Below are 24252 nucleotides of genomic sequence, written 5' to 3'. Positions count from 1 at the left end.
GGAACGACCCGTGCGCCGTCGTACGCGTGGCACCGCAGTTGCCGCGATCGCGTTGTCCAGCCTCATGGTGCTGAGCGCCTGCGCGAAGGACTCAGGGGGTGGCGGCACCGGGTCGACGAACACCGCCACCGGCGGCGCGTGCGAGCTCGCGACGCCGCCCACCGCACCCGCCACGTCGAGCACCAGCGCCGCCGCCGGCGAGAAGATCGACGGCAGCGCGCTCAAGATCGGCCTGGCCTACGACATCGGCGGCCGCGGCGACGCGTCGTTCAACGACCTCGCCGCCGCCGGCTTCGACCGGGCGATCAAGGAGCTCGGGGTGCGCAAGGAGAACACCCGTGAGCTGTCCGCCGCCCCGAACGAGGACGAGGCGGCCAAGCAGACCCGGTTGCGCCAGCTCGCGGCCCAGGGCTTCAACCCGATCGTCGGTGTCGGCTTCGCCTACACCGAGTCGCTGAAGGTCGTCGCGCCGGAGTTCCCGAACGTCCGCTTCGGACTCGTGGACTCCGCTGTGGACGGTGCGGCCAACGTGACGCCGCTGGTGTTCGCCGAGCAGGAGGGCGCGTTCCTGGCCGGTGTCGTCGCCGCGTACCAGAGCAAGAAGTGCCACGTGGGCTTCGTCGGCGGCGTGGACATCCCGTTGATCCAGAAGTTCGAGGCCGGCTACGCCCAGGGCGCGCGCACGGCGGCGCCGAAGGTCCAGGTGGACAAGAAGTACATCACCCCGGCCGGCGACTTCACCGGTTTCCAGGACCCGCCGAAGGGCCAGGAGGTCGCGAAGGGCCTGATCGAGAAGGGCGCCGACGTCCTCTACCCGGCCGCCGGCGCGTCCGGCATCGGCGTGTTCTCCGCCGTGAAGCAGGCGGGCGTGCTGGCGATCGGCTGCGACGCCGACCAGTACAACCAGCCGGCCCTCGCGAACACCAGGGACGTCATCGTCGCGTCCAGCCTCAAGCGGGTCGACGTCGCGGTGTACGACTTCTACCGCGCCGCCGCGAAGAACGACCTCGGGTCGCTGCCGAAGGTGTTCGACCTCAAGGTGGACGGCGTCGGGTACGCCACGTCCGGCGGCAAGATCGACGACCGGCTCAAGGGCATCCTGGAGGCCTACAAGGCGCAGATCATCGAGGGCAAGATCAAGGTCGCCGACCAGCCGTAGCCGCTGCCTCTTTCTCAGCTGCCAGCGCTTGATCGAACCACCTCCGACCACACCGGCCCTGTTCGACCCACGCGTCGAACAGGGCCGGTGTGGTGTTTGCGGCAGGCGTCGAACGCGGCTCGCCGACGGTGTTCGTCGTTCAACGCACCAGCGCTGTTCGAATGGCAAAAGCCGAGGTGAGCGGCGTGCGCAATCAGCGCGACCGTTGACACCCCGGTACCCTGGGAGCGCTCCCAGAACCTTGCCATAGGAGTCACCATGCGAAGGACCATCCGTGCCGTCATCGCCGCCGGCCTGCTGGTCGCGAGCACGTTCGTCGCGACAGCGGGTCCAGCACAAGCCGACGTGACCATCTGCGACCAGTACGGGTCGACCACCATCCAGGGCCGTTACGTGGTCCAGAACAACCGGTGGGGCACCTCGGCGCAGCAGTGCATCAACGTCACGTCGTCCGGCTTCCAGATCACCAGGCAGCAGGGCTCGGCACCGACCAACGGGGCGCCGGTGTCGTACCCGTCGGTGTTCCTCGGCTGCCACTACACCAACTGCTCCCCCGGCTCGACCCTGCCGATGCAGGTGAGCCGGATCCGCAGCGCCACGTCGTCGATCAACTACCGGTACGCCGGAGGCACCTACGACGCCGCGTACGACATCTGGCTCGACCCCACGCCGAAGACGAACGGCGTGAACCAGATGGAGATCATGATCTGGTTCAACCGCCAGGGCTCGATCCAGCCCATCGGCAGCGTCGTCGGCACGACCAACGTCGGCGGCCGCAGCTGGCAGGTGTGGCGCGGCAGCAACGGTTCCAACAACGTGATCTCCTACGTCGCGCCGTCGCCGATCAACTCCTGGTCGTTCAACGTGCTGGACTTCGTCAACGACGTGCGCAACCGCGGTGCGATCACCAGCTCCTGGTACCTGACCAGCATCCAGGCCGGGTTCGAGCCGTGGAACGGCGGTGCCGGCCTGGCGGTCGACAACTTCTCCGCCTCGGTCAGCGGCTGAGCCGCGGCGCGCGGGCGGCTAGTCGCAGCCGACCGTGCGCAGGGTCGCGAGCACCAGCGCTCGCGTGACGGTGACGACCTCGCTCACGGCGACCTGTTCCGCGGGGCCGTGGGCGAGGCGCACGTCGCCGGGCCCGTACTGCAGCGTGGGGATGCCCGCCTCGGCGTACAGCCGCAGGTCGCTGCCGTACGGGGCGCCTCGTTCCACGGGACGGACGCTGCCGGTCACGTCGGCGTGGGCGGCTCCGACCAGTGCGGCCAGCGGATGTCCCGCCGCCAGCCGGCCGCTGGCGAACTGCCCTCCCGGCCACGTCACGACGGCGGGGTGGGAGCGCAACCACGGGTCGGCCGCGCACGCTTCGGCCACGCACAGCTCCAGTTCGGCACGGGCCTGCGCGGGGTCCTCGCCCAGCCGGACACCGAGCCTTCCCTCCGCCACCAGCAGGTCCGGCACGCTGCTGGCCCAGTCACCGGCCCGTACCGTGCCGACCGACAGCGGGTACGGGATCGGGTAGTCCGACATCAGCGGGTCGGCGCCGGCGTTGCGGCGTGCTTCCAGACGGGCGAGTGCCTGGTGGATGGGCAGGTAGGCGTCGATCGCGCTCACGCCCGCGTACCTCGTGCTGCCGTGCGTGGCCCGGCCGGGCACCTCGATGCGGAAGGTGAGCGCACCGGCGTTGGCGGTCATGAGCACGCCGCCGGTCGGTTCGGTGATGATGCAGGCGTCACCGGTGTGGCCGCGGCGCAACGTGCCGAACGCCCCGAGCCCGCCGTCCTCCTCGCTGACGACGAAGTGCGCCGCCACCTGACCGCGCAACGACGTGCCCGCCGCCCTGATCGCGTCGAGGGCCGCCACGATCGCCACCACGCCGGCCTTCATGTCGCACGCGCCGCGCGCGTGGACCACGTCGCCGGTGATGCGCGGCCGGAACGGGTCGCCCTCCCACCGCGCGAGGTCACCGGGCGGGACGACGTCGACGTGCCCCTGCAACACCAGCGTCGGCCCGTCGCCGCGCCGCCGGGTCTCACCGACCAGGCCCCAGGCCTCGGTGCGGGGCGCCTCGCCGCCGGGGAAGCGGGGGTCCGATCTCAGCTCCGGCAGGTCCATCGGCCACAGGTCGACGTCGAGGTCCAGGTGCTCCAGGCGGCGGGCCAGCACGTGCTGGAGCTCGGACTCCGCCGCACTGCCCGTCACGCTCGGAACCTCCAGCAGTTCCAGCAACATCCGGCCGATGGCGGCCTCGTCCACGGCGGCCAGCGCGGCCGCCTCCACGTCGCTCACGTTCGCAGTCGTCGTCACGAGCCGGAGACTAGGTTCGCCGGGCAGGCGCTCACAATCGCCGTGTCAGCCCAACTTCGGCCGCGCCACGATCATCCACTGTGCACCGGAGTCGGCTCGTCACGGTGAGCGACTTGCGCGTCATAACGCCAGAACGACCGCACGCACACCGCGCCGACGAGAACCACCACGACGCAGAGCACCGCGGCCCCGGACCACGCGAGGGTGAAGGTGGTGGCCGCCGCCATGACACCGGCCCGCAGGTCGCCCAGGCGCGGGCCACCGCTGACGACCACCGTGAAGACGCCCTGCAACCGGCCGCGCAGGCGGTCGGGCACGAAGCTCTGCAGGATCGTCTGGCGGTAGACGGCGCTCACGAGGTCCGCCGCCCCGGCGACGACGAGCAGCAGCACGACCACCCACAGGCTCGACGCGAACCCGGCGACGGCGATGGCGGCCGCCCAGACCACGACGGCGAGCGTCAGCGCGACGCCCTGCCTGCGCACGCGACCGATCCAGCCGCCCAGCAGCCCGGCCAGGACCGAGCCGAACGCGATCGCCGAGTACAGCGGGCCCACGCTGCCGTCGAACCGGGTGGCGGCCGCCTGCGGGAACAACGCCTCCGGCGTCGCCAGCACCATCGCGGCGATGTCGACGGCGAACGACATCAGCAGCACCGGGTTCCCGCCGAGGAACCGCAGCCCCTCGACGACCGACCGCAGTCCCGGACGGCCCAGCGGGTCCGCGACACCGAACGAGGGCAGGCGCAACGCGGCGTACAGCGCGGCGGTGAACAGGACCGCATCGGCGGCATAGGCGAGGGAGAACCCGCCAGGCAGTCCGATGAGGACACCCGCGAGCAGCGGCCCGAGCACCTGGCCGAGGGTGGCGACGGTGTGGTTGAGGGCGTTGGCCGCGGGCACGAGGCCGACCGGCACCAGCAGCGGGATGATCGCCCCGCGCACCGACGACGACACCGCGAAGCTGCCCGCCTGCACGGCGACCAGCGCGAGGATCAGCACCGGCGACCGGACGCCGGCGAGGCTCTGGGCGAGCAGCCCGAGCGTGGCGGCCCACGACACCGAGGACGACAGCAGGTAGAGCCTGCGCCGGTCCACCGCGTCGGCGACCGCTCCCCCGTAGAGCCCGAACACGACGATCGGGAGCAGACCGACCAGCCCGCTCAGGCCGACCACGAGCGAGGAGCGGGTGAGGTCGTAGAGCTGCACCGGAACGGCGACCGCCGTGATCGACAAACCGACCACCGCGGTGCCCTGCCCTGCGAACGTCCTGCGGAAGGCCGGGATCGCGAGCGGCCTGGTGTCGGCGAAGAACCGTCTCATGCGTCCACGGTGATCGACAGCGGGCCGCAGGACTTCCGATAAACTGTCGAGTTGTGTCGGAAAGCCGCCATCGCCACCTGCCCGGCGAGGTGATCGCCAGGCACCGGCACGACGGCGAGCACCAGCTCCTCTACGTCAGCAGCGGCGTCCTCGCGGTGAGCACCGAGCACGGCACGTGGGTCGCCGGTGCGCAGCGGGCGATCTGGACGCCCGCCGAGTGCTGGCACGAGCACCGCGTCCACGGCCACGTCGAGGTGCACCTGCTCCGGTTTCCGGCGCACGAAGCGCTCTTCCCCGGCGTCCGGCCCACCGTGATCGCCGTGTCGGCCCTGCTGCGCGAACTGCTGATGGCTTGCACGGAACCGGACCTGCCCGCACCGGAGGCACGCCGGTTGCGGGCGGTGATCCGCGACCGCGTGCGGCGCGCCGACCTGGCAGCCCTGACGTTGCCGACCGCCCGCGACCCCCGCCTCGCCCACGCCTGCCGCCTCGTCACCGACGACCTCGCCACCCCGCGCACGATGACCTGGCTGGCCCGCCGGTCGGGCACGAGCGACCGGCAGCTGGCCCGGCTGTTCCGCGCCGAGTTCGGCAGCACGTACCCGCAGTGGCGCACCAACGTCCGGGTGTTCCACGCGATGCTCGAACTCAGCGCGGGCACCTCCGTCACCACGACGGCACACCGCTGCGGGTGGGCGACGACGAGCGCGTTCGTCGACTCGTTCGCGCGCACGACGGGCCAGACGCCGGGCGCCTACCGGGCAGGCGAACGGGTGGGCTCCGGTCAGCGTTGACGGGCGCCGCACCCGGATCGAAGCCGACGCGGCCTCGAACACAGCGCAACACCGATGGGCGCCCTACCCGGGCCCAAGCCGACACTTCCCCGCACCCAGCGCAACACCGACAGGCGTCCCACCCGGCTCAGGCCGACATCTCCCGTGCCCCGGCGCAACACCGCCAGGCATCTCACCCGACTCAAGGCCGACGCCACCTCACACCCGGCCCAACGCCAACAGGCGTCCCACCCAGCTCCAAGCCGACGCCGCCTCACACCCAGCCCAACACCGACGGCCGGCCCACCCGGCTCAGGACCGCTGAGACCCGCCCAGCGCCCCCACCACGGACCTCACCACCAGCTCCGGCCGCGACGAGCCGGCCGCGACGAGATCCGCCGCGTCGTCGGGCAGCTGGTGCACCTCGTGCAGCAGCGCCAGGTACACCTGACGGCACCAGTCCGCACCCGTCGCGGTGATCTCCCCCGCCTCGCGCAGCCGGTCGAAGACCTGCTCGAGCCCGGCCGCCACCTCGGGGCTGAGCCCGCCGCGGCACCCGTCCTGCGCGCCCATCAGCTCCATGGCGAACCGGTGGCTGACCTTGAGCTCGAAGACGATCTCGGTGAGCCGCCGGAACACGACCAGCGGTGGCGCGGTGTCCATTCGAGACTGGTCGAGTGCGCTGAGGTAGCGCTGGTTGAGCTGCTCGGTCAACGCCTCCAGCAGCGCCTGCCGGGAGGCGAACCGGCGGTGCACGGTGGCGCGGGCCAGCCCGGCCGCCTCGCCGATGCGTTCCAGCGACGCCGCCGGGTCCGCGGCCAGCACCTCCGCGGCGGCCGCGAGGATCCGCGCGGTGTTCTGCTCCGCGTCCGCCCTCAGCCTGCGCGCGCCCGTGGACGTGCTCATGTCCCCTCCACCCGTCGTCTGGGTAAACGATACTTCACTGTCGCAGTTGTTGCGCTAACTGAGACAGCTGTGTATCACTTAAAGGGAGGGTTGACCGCCACGGAAGGAACCACGTCATGGACCTGCAACTCGAAGGCAAGCGCGTGCTCGTCACCGGCGCGAGCAAGGGCATCGGGCTCGCCGTCGTGCGGGCGTTCGTCGCCGAGGGGGCGTCCGTCGTCGCCACCGCGCGCCGGGCCACGCCGGAGCTCGCCGCCACCGGGGCGGTGTTCGTCCCGGCTGATCTGTCCACTTCGGATGGACCGGTGCGGCTCGTGGAGACCGTGCTCGCCCAGGACGACCGGCTCGACGTCGTGGTCAACAACGCCGGCGGCGGCGACCGTCCGGACGGGATGCTCGACGACCCGTTCAACGGCGACGACGACACCTGGGCGACGGTGTTCGCGTTGAACCTCGACGCCGCCGTGCGCATCACACGGGCCGCGTTGCCCGCGCTCGCCAAGACGCGGGGCGCGGTGGTGAACATCAGCTCCAGCAGCGCCCGCGACCCGCACACCGCGCCGCTGCCCTACGCGGCGGCCAAGGCGGCGCTCAACGCGTTCACCCGCGGCCTCGCCGACTCGGCGGGCCGGATGGGCGTCCGCATCAACGCCGTCACGCCCGGCGGGACGCGCACCGACCTGCTGGTGGGTGCGGACGGGTTCGCGGCCGACATCGCGGCGAACCTCGGCGTGGAGCACGCCGCGCTCGTGGCCGCGCTGCCCGAGCAGATGGGAATGGTGACCGGCGAGCTGATCGACCCGAGCGAGATCGCCCGCGCGGTGGTCCTACTCGCGTCGCCCACCATGCCGAGCGCCATCGGGTCGAACTGGAGCGTCCACGGTGGCGCGATGAAGAGCGCCTGACCCAGGTACCTTTCGCTAAAGCTGTGTTGAAAGGTACCTGGCGGAGGCGGAGGGCGCGTGGAGACGGACCTGGTGGGCGGGGTGGTGGCGTGGTGGGCACGGCACGCGCCGGAGCTGCCGGCGCAGACGATCGAGCTGACGAAACGCGTCGCACGGATGCACGCGCTCACCGACCGCGTCACCGTCGCCGTGCTGGCGCGGTTCGGTCTGAGCCGTGCCGAGTACGACGTGCTCGGCACGCTGCTGACGGCGGGTGAGCCCCACCTGCGGCCCTTGGAGCTGTCGTCCCGGCTGCTGCTCACGACCGGCGGGCTGAGCAACGTGCTGCGGTCGCTGGAACGCCGTGGTCTCACCGCGCTGACCTCGGACGCGACGGACGGGCGCGGCAGGCGGATCGTGCTGACGCCCGAGGGTGCGGTGACGGCCGAGCGGGTGGTCCGCGAGGTCGTCGCCGCCCAGCACGAGCTGGTGGGCGGGGCCGATCCGGCGGACGTCCACGCTGCCGTGGCGGCGCTCGCGGCGGTGCTCGGCACGCTCGACCGGCGCACCACCGCCGCGACGGAGGTGTGACATCTCCCGGTTCACGATCACCGACGTCCACCCGTTCACCGCGGAAGGCACCTTCGGCCCGCTCACGTCCGTGGGTGTCGAGAACGGCGTGATCACCGATGGCACCGGCGGCGAGGTCGTCGACGGGCGGGGCGGCTACCTGCTGCCCGGCCTTATCGACACCCACGTGCACATCGGACACGCCGACGAGCTCGCCGCCGGGCTGCGGTGGGGCGTGACGACGATGCTCGACATGGGCACCACCCGCTGGGACGACCTGCGGGCGTTGCGGGACAACGAGTCCGACGACCGGGCCGACGTCCGCGGCGTCTCCCACCCGGCGTGCGCCGTGCGTGGCACCGCCGTGCGCAAGATGGGGTACCCGGCCTCCACGGCGGTGCGCGGTCCCTTCGACGCCGCGCGGTGGGTGGCCGAGCGGTTGCGCCAGGACCCCGACCACCTCAAGGTCGTGGTGGAGGAGAAGCTTCTGCCGTTCCAGCCGAGACCGCTCGACCGGGACACCGTCACCGCCATCGTGGCCGAAGCACACCGGGCCGGGAAGAAGGTCGTCGTCCACGCCGCGTCACCGCGGGCCTACACCACCGCGCTCGACGCGGGCGCCGACGTCATCACGCACGCACCGATCAGCACCACGCTCACGCCCGAACTGGCCGGGCGGGTCGCCGCCGCGGGCACGGCCGTGTCACCCACGCTGGTGATGATGCGCACGATCCTGGACGGCCTCCGCATGCCGTTCCGGCCGAGGTCGCTGCACTTCGGCCAGGCGCTCGCCTCGACCGCGGCGTTGCACGACGCGGGTGCGACGATCGTCCTGGGCACGGACGCCAACTCCGACCACACCTCGCCCGCCCGCGTCGCGCACGGCGGCGCCGTTCACGAGGAGCTGGCGCTGCTGGTGGCCGCCGGGCTCAGCCCGGCCGACGCGCTCTCGGCGGCGACCACGCGGGCCGCGGCGGTGTTCGGGCTGGACGACCGCGGGATCATCGCGGCGGGCAGGCGCGCGGACCTCGTGCTGCTCGCCAGGGACCCGTCGACGGACATCACCGCGACCCGCGACGTCGTCCGCGTGTGGAAACGCGGGGTCGCAGTGCCGCGGTGACGCGATCGGGGGACGTGGTCAGTTCACGTCCGGGGATCCGTCGGCGGGTTCACGGAACAGATTTGTGTACGAGCCCTGCTGCGGCACCCCGGACGGGGTGCTGGCGTGGTGCACGTCCGGGTGGCTGAAGAGCGAGGGCGCTGCGCTCGACGACTGTGCGCCGGCCTGCCCGTCACGCGTCGAACCCAACTGCTTGTTCATGTGTTTCCGGCTTTCTCTCAAGTTCCCGCGCGTGCTCACCGCAGACGGTGTGGTGCCCTGGTCTTCCCGCCTCGGGCACCGGGGAAACCGTCCACTTCGACCGGTGCGGGACCGGCCGGTCAACGCCGGACCGGCCGGTGCGCGCAGTCCGGTCAGAGCATCCGCACGGAGACCGCTTGCGGTCCCTTCCGGCCCTCACCGAGCTCGAACTCCACGGCCTGGTCGTCCGGGATGCCCCCGAAGTCGTAGCCCTGCACGTCGGAGTGGTGCATGAACAGGTCAGCCCCGCCGCCCTCGGGCGCGATGAAGCCGAAACCCTTGCTGCCACTGAACCACTTCACGGTACCTCGGCTCATCCGCGCGCTCCTCCTGCAGGCCGGAACACGTCGAACGCCTCCGGGAAAGTCGGGGTGGTGTGCTGGTCGCTGCGCGTCAGCACGTCGCGCGACACCGGCGGCAGATCCGCCAGTCCGAGCATGAGCAGCAGCTCACGGCAGTCGCCCACGTCGAGGGAGTGCTCAGCGACCCGCTTGGCGGCCTGGCGTTGGTTGAGGACGCCCGCTCGCTCCGCGGACAGTCGCGCCTCGGCGAAGTCGACGGCGGCGTGGGACTTCTGCGGCCTCACGAGAGCCTCGGCTCATCGGACGAGCACACCGCTGGCGGACGGGCAGGCGAAGACTGACTTTCCGGCGACAAGCCGGGACTCCTGTCTCCGGCCGGAGAACCACCGGACCGGACGGGATCGGGGACCGCGTCGGCCGGATGGCCGTGGCTGGAACCCCAACACCTCCCAGACTAGCCCAACGACACCGGACATGTGCGGGTGGAACGCGTAATGTCCTGATCCATGTCGGAGCAACAAGGTGGCCCCACGCTGGAAACCACGCTGTCCGAGTGGCTCAAGGCGCGCGACGAGACAGCCCGCCACCTGGCGACCGGCACCGCGCGGACCGTGGACGACACCTGGGTGCAGCGGCTCGCGGACCTGCTCGCGACCGAGCGGTCGTGGCAGGACCAGTACACGGACCTGGTCGCGCTCGGCAGTCCCGGTGGCCGGTTCCCGTCGTCGAACCGCTGAGCCCGGACCCGCACGACGTCTGTCCCGTGTGGACGGCGGCTCAGCCGCGCCAGCGCAGCAGTTCCAGCGCGGCCGCGACTCCCGCGACGTTCTCGGCGAGCGGTCGCGGCAGCAGGTCGTCGGCTCGCGCCAGTCGCCTGATCACCGTGTTGCGGTGGGTGTAGAGGCGTTCGGCGGTGCGCGAGGTGTTGCACTGCTCGGCCACGTAGGTGTGCAGCGTGTCGATCGTGTCCTGGTCGGCGGAGCGCAGGTCGCCGAGCGCGTCGGCCACGAACTCGTCGGCCTGCGCCGGATCCGCGCTGAGCAGCACCACGAGGTGGACGTCCTGGTAGCGCGCGACCTGGCGCGGTGAGGTCAGCCTGGTGAGCATCCGCTGCGTCGCCAGCGCGTCCAGGTGGCTGCGGCGGAACCCCTCCACGTCACGGCCGGGGCGGCCCACCGCCACCCGCACGCCGGGGTGCTCGCGCAGAGCGGTCTCCAGCTCCCGCGGCACGTCGGCCACCGGCAGCCACACCCACAGCACCGACGCGCCGGGGACGACCGTCAGCCGGCGGGTGGCGCCGCTGGTCCGCGTGAGCGTCTCGGCCGCACCCTCCAGCGCGGCACCGGCGGTGGACCACACGATCGCGGCCGTGTGGGCGCCGGTCAGCCCGTAGCCCAGCCGTTCCTCGGCGTGGCGGCGGTGGATCGGCGCGCCTTCGAGCAGCAGCGACACCACGGCCCGGCGTTCGGCGTGGCTGCCCCCGGTGAGCTCCTTGCGCTCGGCCTCGATGCGCGCGGTCAGCGCGGCGATCGTGTCGTCCAGGAACGTCGAGATCGACAGCGACGAGTGGTCGAGCAGCTCGCGCAGCAGCGCCGGGTCGGAGGTGAGCTCGAAGCAGATCTCCATCCACCGCCGCCAGGCCGCGCTCTGGCCGGTGCGGTAGGAGTCGAGCACGCGTTCGTCGAGGCCGCGGCGCGCGAGGTCGCGGGCGAGGCCGAGGGTCTGGGGGCCGACGTTGGGCGCCACCCGGTGGCCGGGGTCCTGCACGTTCGCCGCCGCCCAGTGGACCAGGTTGGACACGGTGTTGCGGCGCAACGCCTCGGACAGCACCGGGTCCTCGGCCAGCACCCGCATCCGGTCGCCGGTGAACACCGCCGCGTGCAGCTCGTGCAGCCACTCCGCGCGCGGGTTCAGCGCGATCTCCGCGCCCCTGCGCAGCAGGTCGCGCACCGCGGGGGCGGGAAGCGGCCACATGGCGCACATTGTGCACCACAGGATGGCATCATGAGTGGCAGATTGTGCCTTTGCGGAACGTCCCGGACTCGGCAGGCTGGGACCCAGCCGACCGAGGGAGCAGTCATGACCGCCGAGCACCTCGACGTCCTGATCGTCGGAGCGGGCATCTCCGGCATCGGGGCCGCCCGCTACCTGCGGGAGCGTCATCCGGGGAAGACCTTCGCGATCCTGGAGGGCCGCGCCGCGAGCGGCGGCACCTGGGACCTCTTCCGCTACCCCGGCATCCGGTCGGACTCGGACCTGCACACGTTCGGCTACGAGTTCAAGCCGTGGCGCGACGAGGAGTCGATCGCGGGCGCCGACCGCATCCTGGCGTACCTGCGCGGCACCGTGACCGAGAACGGCCTCGAACCGCACATCCGGTTCCACCACCGGGTCGTGCGCGCCGACTGGTCGTCGGCCGACGGGCGGTGGCGGGTCGAGGTGCTGCGCGGCGACACCGGGGAGACGGTCGCGCTCACGGCGAACTGGATCTTCTGCGCGTCCGGCTACTACCGCTACGACGACCCGCAGCACTGGCCGGCCGACCTCGACACCACCGGCAAGCGCGTGGTCGTGATCGGCAGCGGCGCCACGGCGGTGACGCTGGTGCCCGCGCTGGCGAAGTCGGCGGCGCACGTCACGATGCTGCAGCGCACCCCGAGCTACGTGCTGCCGTTGCCGAGCAAGGACGGCGTGGCGAACCTGCTCAGGCGGCTGCTGCCGGAAGAACGCGCGTACGCGTTGACCCGGCGCAAGAACATCGCGCAGCAACGGCTGATCTGGCGGTTCTGCCGCCGTTTCCCGCAGACCGCGCGCAAGCTGATCCGCTGGACGAACCGCAGGTCGCTGCCGGAGGGCTTTCCGGTCGACGAGCACTTCAACCCGCCGTACGACCCGTGGGACCAGCGCCTGTGCGTCGTGCCGAACGGTGACCTGTTCAAGGCGATCCGCGCGGGCAAGGCGTCAGTGGTGACCGCACGGACCACGAGGTTCACCCCGGACGGCGTCGAGACGGCGTCCGGCGAGGTGGTCGAGGCCGACGTCATCGTGACCGCGACCGGACTCAACCTGCTGGTGGCCGGCGGGATCGAGCTGTCCGTCGACGGCCGCCCGGTGAGCGTCCCGGACACGGTGGTCTACCGGGGCATGATGCTCAGCGGCGTACCGAATTTCGCGCTCGCCATCGGTTACACGAACTCGTCGTGGACGCTGAAGATCGGCCTGCTGTGCGAGTACTTCTGCCGGCTGCTGGCGCACCTGGACGCCACCGGCAACGACACCGCGTGGGCGGTCGCCGACCCGGACATGCCCACCCGGCCACTGCTCGACTTCGGCGCGGGGTACGTGCGGCGGTCGCTGGCGGACCTGCCGAAGCAGGGGCCCGCCGCACCGTGGGTGATGTCGATGTCCTACGCGGAGGACGTCGGTTTGCTGCGCGGCGGCGAGGTCGGCGACGAGCACCTGCGCCTCGCCTCGTCGAAGGCCACGACCACGACGGGCGCGTAGCCCCTCCTCAGCCGCGGTCCGCGCGGCGCTCCCGGAACGCGATCATGTTCATCCGGTTGCCGCACCGCACGCTGCAGAACCGCTTGAGACCGTTGCGGGACAGGTCGAGCAGCAGGCCGGTGCAGTCGTCGGCCGCGCAGATCCGCAGGCGGTCCGTCTCGTTCATGCGGATCACGTCGATGAGCGCGAGCGCGGCCTCGACCCGGATCCGCTCGGCGAGCGGCGAGTCGGGCTCGGTGGCGTGCATGTGCCAGTCGAGCGCGTCGTGCCGCACGAGCCGTGGGAGTGCTTTGGCGTCGCGCAGCATCTTGTTGACCGCTTCCACGGCGTCGTCGCGGCTGAGGGTCCACACGTGCCGCAGCAGCGAACGGGCGCGGTGGACGTCGTGCAGCTCCGCCTCGTCGTGGTCGATGCGGCCGGAGTAGCCGAAGCGGACCAGCAGGTCCGCGAGCTGGTCGACGGTGGCCAGCTCGTCCTCACCGCTGCGCGACGCCGGCGGTTCGGTGTTGCACAGGGCCACGACGAACGCGAGCGAGTCCTCCGTGTCAGGGGCAAAACGCAAATTGACTCCTTACCGGAACCGACCTAGCGTCAGGGGCGTAAGTCAGGTTAGGCCATGACGGCGGTGCGGTACGGGAGGCAAGCATGGGGATTCCGGCGAAGTCCACCGGCCTGGTCGCGGCAGCGGTCTCGTTCATCTCGTTCGGCACCTCGGGCGCGTTCGTCAAACCGCTCCTGGACGCCGGTTGGTCACCGACCGCGGCCGTGACGGCCCGCGCGCTCACCGCGGGGCTGGTGCTGCTCCCGTTCGTCCTGTTCTCGTTGCGCGGCAAGTGGTCCGCGCTGCTGCGGGCGCGGTGGTCGGTGGTGGGCATGGGCGTCGTCGGCGTGGCGGTCACGCAGGTCCTCTACTTCGCCGCGATCCAGCGCATCCCGGTGGCGACCGCGTTGCTCATCGAGTTCCTCGCGCCACTGCTGCTGGTCGGCTACACCTGGGCGGTCAACAGGAGGACGCCCGCACCCGTGGTCCTGCTCGGCTCGGTGCTCGCGGTCGGCGGCCTGGTGCTCGTGATCGGCCCCGGCGCGATCCAGGCCGTGGACCCGATCGGCCTGGCCGCGGCTTTCGGTGCCGCCATCGGCTGCTCCGTGTACTTCGTGATCGCCGCACGGCCCAACGAAGGCCTCCCCCCGGTCGCGCTCGCCGGAGCCGGGCTGCTGCTGGCCGTGCCCGTGCTGGCGGTGATCGGGGTGACCGGTCTGCTGCCGTTCACCGCGACGTTCGGCGACCTGCCCCTGTTCGACACGACCACGGCCTGGTGGGTGCCCCTGCTCGTCGTCGCGGTCATCGGCACGGCGGTGGCCTACGCGACCGGCATCACCGCCTCCGGCATCCTCGGCTCGCGGCTCGCGTCGTTCATCGCACTGCTGGAGGTCGTCTCCGCGTCGGTCTTCGCGTGGTTGCTGCTGGGCCAGGGACTTTCACCGGTGCAGCTCGCCGGTGGTGTGCTGATCCTGGCCGGCATCGCCGCGGTCCGGGCGGAACGGCAACAGGTGGAACCGGCTCCCGTTGCTCCGGCGGGCGCGTACACGCCCTAGCAACAGCCGAGAGCGCCATGCCGCCCGGGTCTTCTCAAGTCCATTGTGGACTTCCACACCGTGCAGCAGGACCTCGCTCAACGCCGTCGATCATGCGTGCGGGGCGCTCGTTGGTCCACATTGGACACCCGGCGAGCGCCCCGCCGATGAGCGGCACGGTGGCACACCCACTACTGCAAATGGTGGCACACACCCGGCCCTACCCGATGTGAGCGCTAACAGCAGCCGGACCCGAACGACAGAATCAAGGGCACAGTTCCGCCAAATTGCCCATCGTTCTAACGCCTCACGCCGCCGCGACTAAAAGTTAGCGCTCACAATTGAGCGTTGACCGCGTGGTGGCGCGGTGGCTACATTCCGTGCCGGGGCCGCGACGGTGCGGCACCCGAGCCCTGGGTGGGCCCGGCACCCGCGTGCCTCGACCGCCCGTCAATGACGACGTCGGGGGTGTCGATGCGGTCAGCCCGGTCCCATGCGCCAGCGGCGCAGGTCGATCACGTCACGCGGCCGCCACTCCCCTGCCGCGCCACCGCGGCACCCCACCGCCGCGGCGTTCGCCGACCAATTGGAGCATCCTCATGTCCTCATCGCTGAGTCGACGCAGGCTCTTCCAGGCCGCGGGTGTGGCCGCCGTCGCGACCGCGGCACCGGCGTTGCTGACGGGTTCCGCGCAGGCGGCCACCGTGCCGCCCGTGCGCGGTGACGCGGGTGTGTCGGCCTTCGCGTTCGACCTGTCCGAGGTGCGGCTGACGTCGGGGCGGTGGCAGGAGAACCAGAGCCGGACGTTGTCCTACCTGCGGTTCGTCGACGTGGACCGGCTGCTCTACAACTTCCGCGCCAACCACCGGCTGTCCACGAACGGCGCCGCGGCGCTGGGTGGCTGGGAGGCGCCGAACTTCCCGTTCCGCACGCACAGCCAGGGCCACTTCCTCACGGCCTGGGCGCAGGCGTGGGCGGTGCTGGGCGACACGACGTGCCGGGACAAGGCGAACTACATGGTCGCGGAACTGGCCAAGTGCCAGGCGAACAACGGGGCGGCCGGATTCAACACCGGCTACCTGTCCGGCTTCCCCGAGTCGGACTTCGACGCGATGGAGGCCGGTTCGCCCAAGTCCGTCTCCTACTACTCGCTGCACAAGACCCTCGCCGGGTTGCTCGACGCGTGGCGCTACCTCGGCAACAACCAGGCGCGGGACGTGCTGCTGCGCATGGCCGGCTGGGTGGACTGGCGCACGTCCCGGCTGTCCTACAGCGTGATGCAACGCGTGCTGGGCACGGAGTTCGGCGGCATGAACGCGGTGCTCGCCGACCTGTACCAGCAGACCGGCGACTCCCGCTGGCTGACGACGGCGCAGCGGTTCGACCACGCCGCGGTGTTCGACCCGCTGGCCGCCAACCAGGACCGGCTCAACGGCCTGCACGCCAACACCCAGGTGCCGAAGTGGATCGGTGCGGCCCGCGAGTACAAGGCGACCGGCACCACCCGGTACCGCGACATCGCCCTCAACGCCTGGAACATCACCGTCGGCGCGCACACCTACGTCATCGGCGGCAACAGCCAGGCCGAGCACTTCCGCGCGCCCAACGCCATCGCCACCTACCTCAACACCGACTCGTGCGAGGCGTGCAACACCTACAACATGCTCAAGCTGACCCGTGAGCTGTGGCTGCTCGACCCCAACCGGGCGGCCTACTTCGACTACTACGAACGGGCGCTGCTCAACCACCTGATCGGCCAGCAGAACCCGGCCGACCCGCACGGCCACATCTGCTACTTCACCGGCCTCAACCCCGGTCACCGGCGCGGCAACACCGGCCCGGCATGGGGCGGCGGCAACTGGAGCACGGACTACGGCACGTTCTGGTGCTGCCAGGGCACCGGCCTGGAGACCAACACCAAGCTCGCCGACTCCATCTACTTCTACAACGGCACCACGCTCACGGTGAACCTGTACACGCCGTCGGTGCTCACGTGGTCGTCGCGCGGCATCACGGTCACGCAGAGCACGACCTACCCGGCGAGCGACACCACCACGCTCACCGTCACCGGCAACGCGGGCGGGTCGTGGACGATGCGGCTGCGCATCCCGGCGTGGGCCACGGGCGCGAGCATCAGCGTCAACGGCGTCGCGCAGGACGTGGCCGCCACGCCCGGCACCTACGCGTCGCTGTCGCGGTTGTGGGCCTCCGGTGACGTGGTGACGCTGAAGCTGCCGATGCGCGTGGTCGCCCAGCCCGCCAACGACAACGGCAGTGTCGTCGCGCTGACCTACGGCCCGGCGGTGCTGGCGGGCAACTACGGCAACACCGCGCTGTCGTCGTTGCCGTCGCTGAACGTCGCCTCCGTGACCCGCACCAGCACGACGGCGCTGGCGTTCACCGCGACGGCGAACGGCACGCAGGTGAACCTCGGGCCATTCCACGACGCGCAGGGCTTCAACTACACCGTCTACTGGAACGCCGGCGGCGGCAGCGTGGCCAGCCACCGGCTGGTCAACGTCGGCACCGGTCTGGTGCTCGGCATCCAGAACATGTCGACCACGGACGGCGGCCTGGCCGTGCAGTGGAGCGACAACGGCACCGCCGACCACAACTGGCAGATGATCACCGACGGCTCCGACGTGCGGCTGCGCAACGTGCACAGCGGCAAGGTGCTGGGTGTGGAGAACATGTCGACCGCCGACAACGCCCGCGTCCTGCAGTGGTCGGACACCAGCACCGCCGACCACCGGTGGACGCTGCTCGCCCAGGGCGACGGCACCTACAAGATCCGCAACGCCAACAGCGGCAAGCTGCTCGCGATCCTCAACGGCTCCACCGCCGCGGGCGCGCAGGTCGTGCAGGACTCCGACAACGGCAGCGCGGACAACCGCTGGCGCCTGGTCGCCAACTGATGCCACGACCCGCGCTCCCGTACGGGGGCGCGGGTCCTTCCCACCGGCGCGGCTCGCGACCGTCACTCCACTCCGGACGGTCGCGAGCACGAGCCCCCGGCACGGCCGGGCTGGTCGACCGGCCCCGGCGGCGGCGGGCAGTGCGCTCGGTAGTGTGGCGGGCACGTGACGGGGGTGGGAGATGGCGAGAGTCGCTGTCATCGGTGACGTCGGCGGGCACCCGGACGAGCTGCTGCGGGCGTTGCGCGAGCTGGGTGCCGGGAACGGGCAGCTGCCGCCCGGCCTCGTCGTGGTCCAGGTCGGCGACCTGGTCGACCGCGGCCCGGACAGCACCGGCGTCCTCGACGTCGTCGCCCCGTTCCTCGGCGGCCGCTGGGTGCAGCTGGCCGGCAACCACGAGGCGCAGTACCTGCCGTCCGCGACCGTCTTCTGGCCGCAGCCGATCCCACCGGCGGGCGTGCGGACGTTGCGCGAGTGGTGGTCGGACGGCCGGATGCAGGTCGCGGCGGCGATCACGACCGGCGGCGACGAGTACCTGCTGACCCACGCGGGGCTGACGCTCACGGCGTGGCGGCAGCTGGGCGAGCCGACATCGGCCGCGAGAGCAGCCGATCTGCTCAACGAACGCCCCGACCTGATCTGGTACACCGGCGCGCACGTCCGTGACGACCGCGCCGGTCCGCTGTGGGCGGAGTCCGGTGCCGCGCTGCACGAACCGTGGATGCAGTACGACGGCGTGGTCCCGTTCGGTCAGATCCACGGCCACTCCACGGTCGTGCACTTCGGTCAGCAGCGGTGGCGTTGCGACGGCCGCGTCCGGCAACGCACCACCGTCGACTGGCAGGCACGACACGTGCGGGTGCGCGTCGGCGGACGGGTGTTCATCGGCGTCGACCCCGGTCACGGCGTCACGGGCGCTCCCGGCTGGCAACCGCTCGTGCTCGACGACGCCGAGGTCCACCCGGTGCCCGCACAGGCCTGAACCGGCGCCCCGCGGCTCGCTCGACCGGCGTCGCGCGGGCGTGAACCGGCACAGCGCGGGCTCGAACCGGCGTCGTGCGAGCCGGGGTGTCCGGTTCCGGCCGACGTCGTGCACCTCGAACTCGCGGTCCATGATCGATAGCCTGCAGTGGTGTCCGTCGAGAACGGATGCTCCTCCCCGACGAACGTGGAAGAAGGCAGGCCGGAACTGTGAGCAAGCTCAGGAAGTCGTTGTTCCTCACCATCACCGCGGCGGTCGTGCTCGCGACGGCGGCACTGACGAGCGGCGTGGCGGCAGCGGCGTCGTCACCGATCGCGGCCTGCGGCGGTGGCAGCTACCACGAGATCGACCAGCACCGGCTGGGCAGCGTGGCCACCATCCACCTGCTGTACAACGGCAGCACGAACTGCGTGGTCACCTGGAAGACGAACCCCGGTTCAGCCAGCCACCTGCTGGCCACCATCGCGAAGCAGGACTCGGACGGGAGCTTCCGCGACTACCGGTACGACGACGGCAACTACTCCACCTACGCCGGTCCGGTGAAGGTGTCCGCCGCGAACACGTGCATCGACTGGGGCGGCGGCGCGGTGGTCAGCGGTGTGTGGAACGTCTGGATGTCCGGCCCTTCGCACTGCGGCTGACCGCACCGGCCGGGAGAACGAACCGACGCCGGCGGGGGAACGTGCTCCCCCGCCGGCGTCAGCCTTGCCGTGTACCGGTCAGCGCCAGCCGAGCGCCGGCGCGACGTGCACGAGGATGTTCTCGATGACGTGCGCGCTGTAGTCGACGCCGAGCTGGTTGGGCACGGTCAGCAGCAGCGTGTCGGCCTCGGCGATCGCCTCGTCCTGCGCCAGCTGCTCGATCAGCACGTCGGGTTCGGCGGCGTACGAGCGGCCGAAGATCGCCTGCTGCGGTCCGTCGATGAAGCCGACCTGGTCGGTGCTCTCGCCGTCGTCACCGAAGTAGGCGTGGTCGAGGTCGGTGGTGAGCGCGAAGATGCTGCGCGACACCGAGGTTCGCGGCTCGTGTGCCCACCCGGCCTCGGTCCAGGCCTTGCGGAACGCGCGGATCTGCTCGGCCTGCTGGACGTGGAACGGCGCGCCGCCCTCGTCGAACTTCAGGGTCGAGCTCATCAGGTTCATGCCCTGCTGGGCCGCCCAGGCCGCGGTGCCGTTGGAGGCGGCGCCCCACCAGATGCGGTCGCGCAGGCCCGGTGCGTGCGGTTCGAGGCGCAGCAGGCCGGGCGGGTTCGGGAACATCGGCCGCGGGTTGGGCCGTGCGAAACCCTCGCCCTCCAGCACCTTCAGGAACACCTCGGCGTGCTTGCGGGCCATGTCGGCCTCGGTCTCGCCCTCGTTGGGCTGGTAGCCGAAGTACCGCCACCCGTCGACGACCTGCTCGGGCGATCCCCTGGAGATGCCGAGCTGCAGCCTGCCGCCCGCGATGAGGTCGGCGGCGCCGGCGTCCTCGACCATGTACATCGGGTTCTCGTACCGCATGTCGATGACACCGGTGCCGATCTCGATGCGCTCGGTCTTCGCGCCGATCGCGGCCAGCAGCGGGAACGGCGAGGCGAGCTGCCTGGCGAAGTGGTGCACCCGGAAGTAGGCGCCGTCCGCGCCCAGCTCCTCCGCCGCCACCGCCAGGTCGATCGACTGCAGCAGCGTGTCCGACGCGGACCTGGTCTGCGAGTGCGGGCTGTCCGACCAGTGCCCGAACGACAGAAAACCGATCTTCTTCATACCGTGCGAAACACTTCCATCCCGTGGTCGGCCGGTGGCGGGACTCACCCTCCGCCGGCGGACAGGCCCGTCCCGTCGGTGCGGAACGCCCGGTCCGTCTGGTGGAACGCGCGCGCGTTCGCGATCATTCCACCCGCCCGGCGGAGGTGTGCGGTCTCACCGGCCACGACTACGGGTAGTAGCCCTCGACGGGCACCTTCGCCTCGTCGTAGAGGTGTGGCCCGTCGGTGGGCACGGCGGCGAACCCGCCCGAGGTCTTCAGCCCGTTGAGCTGCTCGCCCGACAACGCGAACACCACGTTCCCGATCCCCGACCGCGCCAGCGCCCCCGCGCACATCCCGCACGGCTCGCAGCTCGTGTACATCGTGGTCCCGGCGGCCGTGGCGGCGTCCAGCGACCGCGCGGCCCAGCGGGCCAGCTTCAGCTCGGGGTGGGCGGTGATGTCGTCGTCGGTGAGGCTGGTGTTGCGCTCTTCCGCCAGCACCGAACCGTCCGGGCCGACCAGCAGCGAGCCGAACGGCGGGTTCCCGCCCTCCCTCGCCTCGGCCGCCAGCGCGATCGCCCGCCGCAGATGCTCCTCGTTCACCGGAACTCCTTTCGTACCGCTGCCAGTGCGTGCCAGGCGACGTCCGGTCGCCGCGTCTCCTCCGGGTCACCGGTGAACGGGTCCAGGACCACGGCGTGCGCCCCGTCGGCCCGCAGCCGTTCCAGGTCCGCCATGACCTGCTCGACGGTGCCCTCCCCCAGCCGCCGGTCCGCCGGCGGCCGGTCGGTCAGCCGCAGCAGGACGCGCGGTGCCAGCGCGGGCACCGGGCGGTCCTCCTCGGCGGCCACGTTCTTCAGCCGTGCCAACGACTCCTGCCATCCGTCGGGCGTCTGCCGCAGCGGGTGCCACGCGTCGCCGAGCCGGACCACGCGGCGCAGGGCGCCGTCGCTGTGCCCGCCCACCCAGAACGGGACGTGCCCCGCGCGGTAGCCCTCGTCCTGCCACGCCGCGCGCACGGTCGTGATCAGCTCGTCGGTGAGCTTCCCCCTGCGTTCGAACGGAACCCCGAGCGCCGCGAACTCCTGGCGGGCCCAGCCGATGCCGACCCCGAGCACGAGCCGGCCGCCGCTGAGGTCGGCGAGGTTGGCCGCCATCCTGGCGACCAGTAGCGGGTGCCGGTAGGGCGCGATGAGCACGGTGGTGCCGAGCGTGATCCGCTCGGTGATCCCGGCGAGCCAGGACAGGGTGGTGAAGGGTTCGTAGAACGGCGCCGGGTACTGCTCGGCCACGTCCGGCGTCACCACCACGTGGTCGGACACCATGAGCAGGTCGAAACCGAGGCCCTCCACCGTCCGCGCCCAGTCGCGCAGCACGGCGGGACCGGTGCCGGGCCCGAAGTTGGGGACGTTCACGCCGATCATCACGTGATCAAGACTAGGCCGTCGACGCTTGGTCGCTGAAGAGAGTGTTCACGGCAAAAAGCGGTCTCGGCCGTGGATTTCACGCTAGATTCGCGCGATGACCGAGACCCTCGACGCGACCGACTGGGCGATCCTCACCGAGCTGCAGCGGGACGGCCGGATCGCCCTCACCGAGCTCGGCCGGCGGGTCAGCCTCAGCGCCTCCGCCACGACCGAACGCGTCAAGCGCCTGGAGAACGCCGGCGTCATCACGGGCTACCGCGCCACCGTCGACCTCGCCAGGGCGGGGTACGGCGTGCTGGCCGTGGTGCGCCTGAAGTACCCCGGCAACCAGCACCAGCCGCTGCACCGGCTGCTCGCCGAACGGGCCGAGGTCCTGGAGTGCCTGCGCACCACCGGCGAGGACTGCTACACCCTCAAGGTCGCGGCGACGTCGATGCCCCACCTGGAGAAGGTGGTCGACGAGCTGATGGCGTTCGGCAGCACGACGACCACCATCGTCTACAGCCAGACCATGCCCTACCGCGGCGTCAGCGCACCGCCGCCGGAGCCCGCGCCCTGACCCGGTGGGCTCCGGCCGCGACGGGTCAGTAGTGGTCGCCCTCGGTCAGCTCGTGCTCGAACGCGTCCGCCCGGCCGACCAGCAGCGCCAGCGGGCGTTCGAACTCCTCCCGGACGCTGAGGTCCTCCAGCGGGACGGTGTGCTTGAGCAGCGCCAGGCCGTCCACCACGGCGGCACCGCCGATCGTCGCGGTGCCGGCCAGCTCCAGCAGGCGCCGGAGGTCGATGTCGTCCGCGCGGCCGACCGGTGAGGAGAGCTCCAGCCAGGCCGCGCCGTCCAGGTCCGGCAGGTGGTGCACCGAGACCTGCTGCGTGCGCCCGTCCCCGGTGTCGAGCCGGAACCGCAGCCAGTCCTCCGTCTCCTCCAGCACCTCGTGCCGCAGCCGGACGTAGTTGACGACCTCGACCCACGACGTCATGTCGCGTTCCCCCTCACAACCTGCACCGTTCTGCCGGTGACACCGTAGTGCGGGCAGATCACGTCTGCTGCGTTCCCACGCGGATCACCGCGGCGAACCGCTCAGGTCTCCTCCGCCACCCGGCGGGGTCGCCCCCGGCCGACCGGCGGCGTGTTCCGGACGCCCGGCAGGTGGTCGAGGCGGGGCCGGTGCGGCGACGCTGGTGGCACGGCGGTCGTGGAACGCGCCGATCGCGGCACGGCAACGCCGGCGGGAGTTCGGCACGGCGGCTGTCCGGCGCCAGCTCTGGCGCTCGCCGGAGTTCCCGCCACACCCGGCCGCGCTGCCCAGAACTGAGCTGTTCCCCAGGAGGAGATCCCATGTTCAACCGGATGCTGAGCGCCTTCGGCATCGGCGGTCCGTCCGTCGACACGGTCCTCGACTCACCGCACACCGTGCCCGGCCAGGTGGTCACCGGCCAGGTCCGGGTCCAGGGCGGCGGGTCGGACGCCGAGATCGGCCAGGTCGTGCTCTCGCTCGTGACCGGAGCGGGCCACGAGCTGGCGCGGCTGGTGGTGCGGCAGGGCGTGCGGGTGCCGTCGGGTCAGCTGGTGACGATCCCGTTCCAGCTCCAGGTGCCGTGGGCGACCCCGGTCACCGCGGTCGGTGGCGCGCACCTGCCGGGCGTGGACGTGGGGGTGCGCACCGAGCTCGTGATCGCGGGCGCGCCGGACCAGGGCGACCTCGACCCGGTCCTGGTCTCCCCGCTGCCGTCGCAGGACCGGGTGCTGGACGCCTTCGGGCAGCTCGGCTTCACCTTCGACCGCGCGGACCTGGAGGCGGGCCGCGTCCCCGGTGCACCACAGGACCTCGGCGTCCACCAGCGGCTGGCGTTCTTCCCGCCCGCGCAGTACACGGGCGGTGTCAGCGAGGTCGAGCTGACGTTCGTCGCCTCCTCGCACGAGCTGCACGTGGTGCTGCAGGCGGACCGGCGCGGCGGTTCGGGGGCGTTCGCCACCTCGGTCGGCGACACGCTCGGTCAGCTGCGGGTGTCGCACCAGGAGGCGCTGGTCACCGACTGGGGTCCGGCCATCCACGGCTGGCTCGCCCAGGTCGCCCAGCGCGGGCAGGGCAACCCGGCGTTCGGCGGCCAGACCAGCTCCAACCCCGCGGTCGGCCAGGTCACGCACAACCCCGCGTTCGGCGGTCAGAGCGGCTCCAACCCGGCGTTCGGCGGCCAGGCTGCCCAGAACCCGGCGTTCGGCGGTGGTCAGGTGCACCACAACCCCGCCTTCAGCCAGCCGGGACACGCCGCACAGCACGGCTACGGCACCCGCCGGGGTTTCGGCCGCGACGACCACGACCGGCAGGGCAGCTCGGGCATGGGCAGCTCGGGCATGGGCGGCTCGGGCATGGGCGGCATGCTCGCCGCCGGTGCGGCCGGTGTCGCCGGTGGCGTGCTCGGCGGCATGGCGCTCGACGGTCTCGCCGACGAGTTCTTCGGCGACGACGAGGGCTGACGCCGAGCCCCTCGACCGGCGCGGCAGGCGTGTCCACTCCCTCGACGCCTGCCGCGCCACCTCTC

25 protein-coding genes are annotated in these 24252 nt (G+C 71.7%); 14 read left to right on the top strand and 11 right to left on the bottom strand.

Annotated elements, in window-relative coordinates:
- Positions 1–10: 10 nt before the first annotated feature.
- Complete coding sequence (locus tag ADL03_RS21000; RefSeq protein ID WP_231642079.1) at positions 11–1159, top strand: BMP family protein; 1149 nt, start codon at positions 11–13, stop codon at positions 1157–1159.
- A 258-nt stretch (positions 1160–1417) separates the two neighbouring features.
- Positions 1418–2167 carry a hypothetical protein gene (locus tag ADL03_RS20995; protein ID WP_082373319.1) on the top strand — a complete coding sequence of 250 codons (750 nt, stop codon included), beginning with the start codon at positions 1418–1420 and terminating at the stop codon, positions 2165–2167.
- A gap of 18 nt (positions 2168–2185) precedes the next feature.
- Here ADL03_RS20995 and ADL03_RS20990 read toward each other — a convergent pair whose 3' ends face one another.
- Entirely contained in the window at positions 2186–3466 is a 1281-nt protein-coding gene (locus ADL03_RS20990) for an ArgE/DapE family deacylase (protein ID WP_197288511.1), read from the bottom strand.
- A gap of 71 nt (positions 3467–3537) precedes the next feature.
- Positions 3538–4788, bottom strand: a complete 1251-nt coding sequence (locus tag ADL03_RS20985; protein WP_053735211.1) for an MFS transporter — start codon at positions 4786–4788, stop codon at positions 3538–3540.
- A 53-nt stretch (positions 4789–4841) separates the two neighbouring features.
- Between ADL03_RS20985 and ADL03_RS20980 the strand changes: the two genes are divergently transcribed.
- Positions 4842–5582 (top strand): helix-turn-helix transcriptional regulator, encoded by a 741-nt coding sequence (locus tag ADL03_RS20980; RefSeq protein WP_053735210.1) that lies wholly within the window; start codon positions 4842–4844, stop codon positions 5580–5582.
- A gap of 291 nt (positions 5583–5873) precedes the next feature.
- Here the strand turns inward: ADL03_RS20980 and ADL03_RS20975 are convergent, their stop codons facing one another.
- Positions 5874–6467: a TetR/AcrR family transcriptional regulator gene (locus ADL03_RS20975; RefSeq protein WP_053735209.1), complete on the bottom strand. Its 594-nt coding sequence runs from the start codon at positions 6465–6467 to the stop codon at positions 5874–5876.
- Positions 6468–6583: 116 nt separating this feature from the next.
- On the opposite strand from ADL03_RS20975, the gene ADL03_RS20970 reads away from it, so the two are divergent.
- The 3 genes from ADL03_RS20970 (at position 6584) to ADL03_RS20960 (ending at position 9041) form a co-directional block, all read left to right on the top strand.
- Positions 6584–7372, top strand: a complete 789-nt coding sequence (locus tag ADL03_RS20970) for an SDR family NAD(P)-dependent oxidoreductase (RefSeq protein WP_053735208.1) — start codon at positions 6584–6586, stop codon at positions 7370–7372.
- 57 nt (positions 7373–7429) lie between these two features.
- Complete coding sequence (locus tag ADL03_RS20965; protein ID WP_053735207.1) at positions 7430–7942, top strand: MarR family winged helix-turn-helix transcriptional regulator; 513 nt, start codon at positions 7430–7432, stop codon at positions 7940–7942.
- 70 nt (positions 7943–8012) lie between these two features.
- Entirely contained in the window at positions 8013–9041 is a 1029-nt protein-coding gene (locus ADL03_RS20960) for an amidohydrolase family protein (protein WP_053735206.1), read from the top strand.
- Positions 9042–9394: 353 nt separating this feature from the next.
- Here ADL03_RS20960 and ADL03_RS20950 read toward each other — a convergent pair whose 3' ends face one another.
- Together ADL03_RS20950 and ADL03_RS20945 are read right to left on the bottom strand one after the other, a co-directional pair.
- Positions 9395–9598, bottom strand: a complete 204-nt coding sequence (locus ADL03_RS20950; protein WP_053735204.1) for a cold-shock protein — start codon at positions 9596–9598, stop codon at positions 9395–9397.
- Positions 9595–9867: a hypothetical protein gene (locus tag ADL03_RS20945; protein WP_053735203.1), complete on the bottom strand. Its 273-nt coding sequence runs from the start codon at positions 9865–9867 to the stop codon at positions 9595–9597. The genes ADL03_RS20950 and ADL03_RS20945 overlap by 4 nt, the downstream gene beginning before the upstream one ends.
- 222 nt (positions 9868–10089) lie before the next feature.
- On the opposite strand from ADL03_RS20945, the gene ADL03_RS20940 reads away from it, so the two are divergent.
- On the top strand, positions 10090–10320 hold the full coding sequence (locus ADL03_RS20940; RefSeq protein WP_053735202.1) for a hypothetical protein: 231 nt from the start codon (positions 10090–10092) through the stop codon (positions 10318–10320).
- Between the two features lie 40 nt (positions 10321–10360).
- Here ADL03_RS20940 and ADL03_RS20935 read toward each other — a convergent pair whose 3' ends face one another.
- Positions 10361–11557: a PucR family transcriptional regulator gene (locus ADL03_RS20935; RefSeq protein WP_369808997.1), complete on the bottom strand. Its 1197-nt coding sequence runs from the start codon at positions 11555–11557 to the stop codon at positions 10361–10363.
- A gap of 105 nt (positions 11558–11662) precedes the next feature.
- Here ADL03_RS20935 and ADL03_RS20930 point away from each other — a divergent pair, with 105 nt between their 5' ends.
- Positions 11663–13087 (top strand): NAD(P)/FAD-dependent oxidoreductase, encoded by a 1425-nt coding sequence (locus ADL03_RS20930; protein ID WP_053735200.1) that lies wholly within the window; start codon positions 11663–11665, stop codon positions 13085–13087.
- 7 nt (positions 13088–13094) lie between these two features.
- Here ADL03_RS20930 and ADL03_RS20925 read toward each other — a convergent pair whose 3' ends face one another.
- The gene (locus ADL03_RS20925; RefSeq protein WP_082373317.1) at positions 13095–13649 is read right to left on the bottom strand and encodes a CGNR zinc finger domain-containing protein; all 555 of its coding nucleotides are present in this window, start codon (positions 13647–13649) and stop codon (positions 13095–13097) included.
- 83 nt (positions 13650–13732) lie between these two features.
- Here ADL03_RS20925 and ADL03_RS20920 point away from each other — a divergent pair, with 83 nt between their 5' ends.
- The 4 genes from ADL03_RS20920 to ADL03_RS20905 all read left to right on the top strand — a co-directional run bounded on the left by ADL03_RS20920 (position 13733) and on the right by ADL03_RS20905 (position 19200).
- Complete coding sequence (locus ADL03_RS20920) at positions 13733–14683, top strand: DMT family transporter (RefSeq protein ID WP_053735199.1); 951 nt, start codon at positions 13733–13735, stop codon at positions 14681–14683.
- 578 nt (positions 14684–15261) lie between these two features.
- Entirely contained in the window at positions 15262–17577 is a 2316-nt protein-coding gene (locus ADL03_RS20915; RefSeq protein WP_053735198.1) for a beta-L-arabinofuranosidase domain-containing protein, read from the top strand.
- Between the two features lie 181 nt (positions 17578–17758).
- Complete coding sequence (locus ADL03_RS20910; protein WP_053735197.1) at positions 17759–18559, top strand: metallophosphoesterase; 801 nt, start codon at positions 17759–17761, stop codon at positions 18557–18559.
- 209 nt (positions 18560–18768) lie between these two features.
- Positions 18769–19200, top strand: coding sequence for a hypothetical protein (locus tag ADL03_RS20905; protein WP_053735196.1), 432 nt, complete (start codon positions 18769–18771; stop codon positions 19198–19200).
- 78 nt (positions 19201–19278) lie between these two features.
- Here the strand turns inward: ADL03_RS20905 and ADL03_RS20900 are convergent, their stop codons facing one another.
- The 3 genes from ADL03_RS20900 to ADL03_RS20890 form a co-directional block, all read right to left on the bottom strand.
- Positions 19279–20301 (bottom strand): LLM class flavin-dependent oxidoreductase, encoded by a 1023-nt coding sequence (locus tag ADL03_RS20900; RefSeq protein WP_053735195.1) that lies wholly within the window; start codon positions 20299–20301, stop codon positions 19279–19281.
- A 169-nt stretch (positions 20302–20470) separates the two neighbouring features.
- A complete protein-coding gene (locus ADL03_RS20895; protein WP_053735194.1) occupies positions 20471–20887 on the bottom strand; it encodes a nucleoside deaminase in 417 nt (138 codons plus the stop codon).
- Positions 20884–21708 carry an LLM class flavin-dependent oxidoreductase gene (locus tag ADL03_RS20890; protein WP_231642082.1) on the bottom strand — a complete coding sequence of 275 codons (825 nt, stop codon included), beginning with the start codon at positions 21706–21708 and terminating at the stop codon, positions 20884–20886. Before ADL03_RS20890 ends, ADL03_RS20895 begins: the two co-directional genes overlap by 4 nt.
- Positions 21709–21805: 97 nt before the next feature.
- On the opposite strand from ADL03_RS20890, the gene ADL03_RS20885 reads away from it, so the two are divergent.
- A complete protein-coding gene (locus ADL03_RS20885; protein ID WP_053735192.1) occupies positions 21806–22270 on the top strand; it encodes an Lrp/AsnC family transcriptional regulator in 465 nt (154 codons plus the stop codon).
- Positions 22271–22295: 25 nt separating this feature from the next.
- Here ADL03_RS20885 and ADL03_RS20880 read toward each other — a convergent pair whose 3' ends face one another.
- Complete coding sequence (locus tag ADL03_RS20880; RefSeq protein ID WP_053735191.1) at positions 22296–22688, bottom strand: hypothetical protein; 393 nt, start codon at positions 22686–22688, stop codon at positions 22296–22298.
- Between the two features lie 359 nt (positions 22689–23047).
- On the opposite strand from ADL03_RS20880, the gene ADL03_RS20875 reads away from it, so the two are divergent.
- The gene (locus tag ADL03_RS20875) at positions 23048–24187 is read left to right on the top strand and encodes a sporulation protein (protein WP_053735190.1); all 1140 of its coding nucleotides are present in this window, start codon (positions 23048–23050) and stop codon (positions 24185–24187) included.
- Positions 24188–24252: the final 65 nt, after the last annotated feature.

It is taken from the genome of Nocardia sp. NRRL S-836, from assembly GCF_001279525.1.
GTDB lineage: Bacteria > Actinomycetota > Actinomycetes > Mycobacteriales > Pseudonocardiaceae > Lentzea.
Note: the sequence above shows the minus strand (reverse complement) of the source record. Positions and strands in the feature narration are given on the sequence as shown.

What these genes read in the sequence shown, in the direction of transcription:
- ADL03_RS20910 (WP_053735197.1), top strand. Translation starts at nt 17,759, where the DNA reads ATGGCGAGAGTCGCTGTCATCGGTGACGTCGGCGGGCACCCGGACGAG.
- ADL03_RS20985 (WP_053735211.1), bottom strand. Translation starts at nt 4,788, where the DNA reads ATGAGACGGTTCTTCGCCGACACCAGGCCGCTCGCGATCCCGGCCTTC.
- ADL03_RS20885 (WP_053735192.1), top strand. Translation starts at nt 21,806, where the DNA reads ATGACCGAGACCCTCGACGCGACCGACTGGGCGATCCTCACCGAGCTG.
- ADL03_RS20875 (WP_053735190.1), top strand. Translation starts at nt 23,048, where the DNA reads ATGTTCAACCGGATGCTGAGCGCCTTCGGCATCGGCGGTCCGTCCGTC.
- ADL03_RS20890 (WP_231642082.1), bottom strand. Translation starts at nt 21,708, where the DNA reads ATGATCGGCGTGAACGTCCCCAACTTCGGGCCCGGCACCGGTCCCGCC.
- ADL03_RS20995 (WP_082373319.1), top strand. Translation starts at nt 1,418, where the DNA reads ATGCGAAGGACCATCCGTGCCGTCATCGCCGCCGGCCTGCTGGTCGCG.
- ADL03_RS20975 (WP_053735209.1), bottom strand. Translation starts at nt 6,467, where the DNA reads ATGAGCACGTCCACGGGCGCGCGCAGGCTGAGGGCGGACGCGGAGCAG.
- ADL03_RS20935 (WP_369808997.1), bottom strand. Translation starts at nt 11,557, where the DNA reads ATGTGGCCGCTTCCCGCCCCCGCGGTGCGCGACCTGCTGCGCAGGGGC.
- ADL03_RS20880 (WP_053735191.1), bottom strand. Translation starts at nt 22,688, where the DNA reads ATGACGTCGTGGGTCGAGGTCGTCAACTACGTCCGGCTGCGGCACGAG.
- ADL03_RS20900 (WP_053735195.1), bottom strand. Translation starts at nt 20,301, where the DNA reads ATGAAGAAGATCGGTTTTCTGTCGTTCGGGCACTGGTCGGACAGCCCG.
- ADL03_RS20940 (WP_053735202.1), top strand. Translation starts at nt 10,090, where the DNA reads ATGTCGGAGCAACAAGGTGGCCCCACGCTGGAAACCACGCTGTCCGAG.
- ADL03_RS20920 (WP_053735199.1), top strand. Translation starts at nt 13,733, where the DNA reads ATGGGGATTCCGGCGAAGTCCACCGGCCTGGTCGCGGCAGCGGTCTCG.
- ADL03_RS20970 (WP_053735208.1), top strand. Translation starts at nt 6,584, where the DNA reads ATGGACCTGCAACTCGAAGGCAAGCGCGTGCTCGTCACCGGCGCGAGC.
- ADL03_RS20930 (WP_053735200.1), top strand. Translation starts at nt 11,663, where the DNA reads ATGACCGCCGAGCACCTCGACGTCCTGATCGTCGGAGCGGGCATCTCC.
- ADL03_RS20950 (WP_053735204.1), bottom strand. Translation starts at nt 9,598, where the DNA reads ATGAGCCGAGGTACCGTGAAGTGGTTCAGTGGCAGCAAGGGTTTCGGC.
- ADL03_RS20915 (WP_053735198.1), top strand. Translation starts at nt 15,262, where the DNA reads ATGTCCTCATCGCTGAGTCGACGCAGGCTCTTCCAGGCCGCGGGTGTG.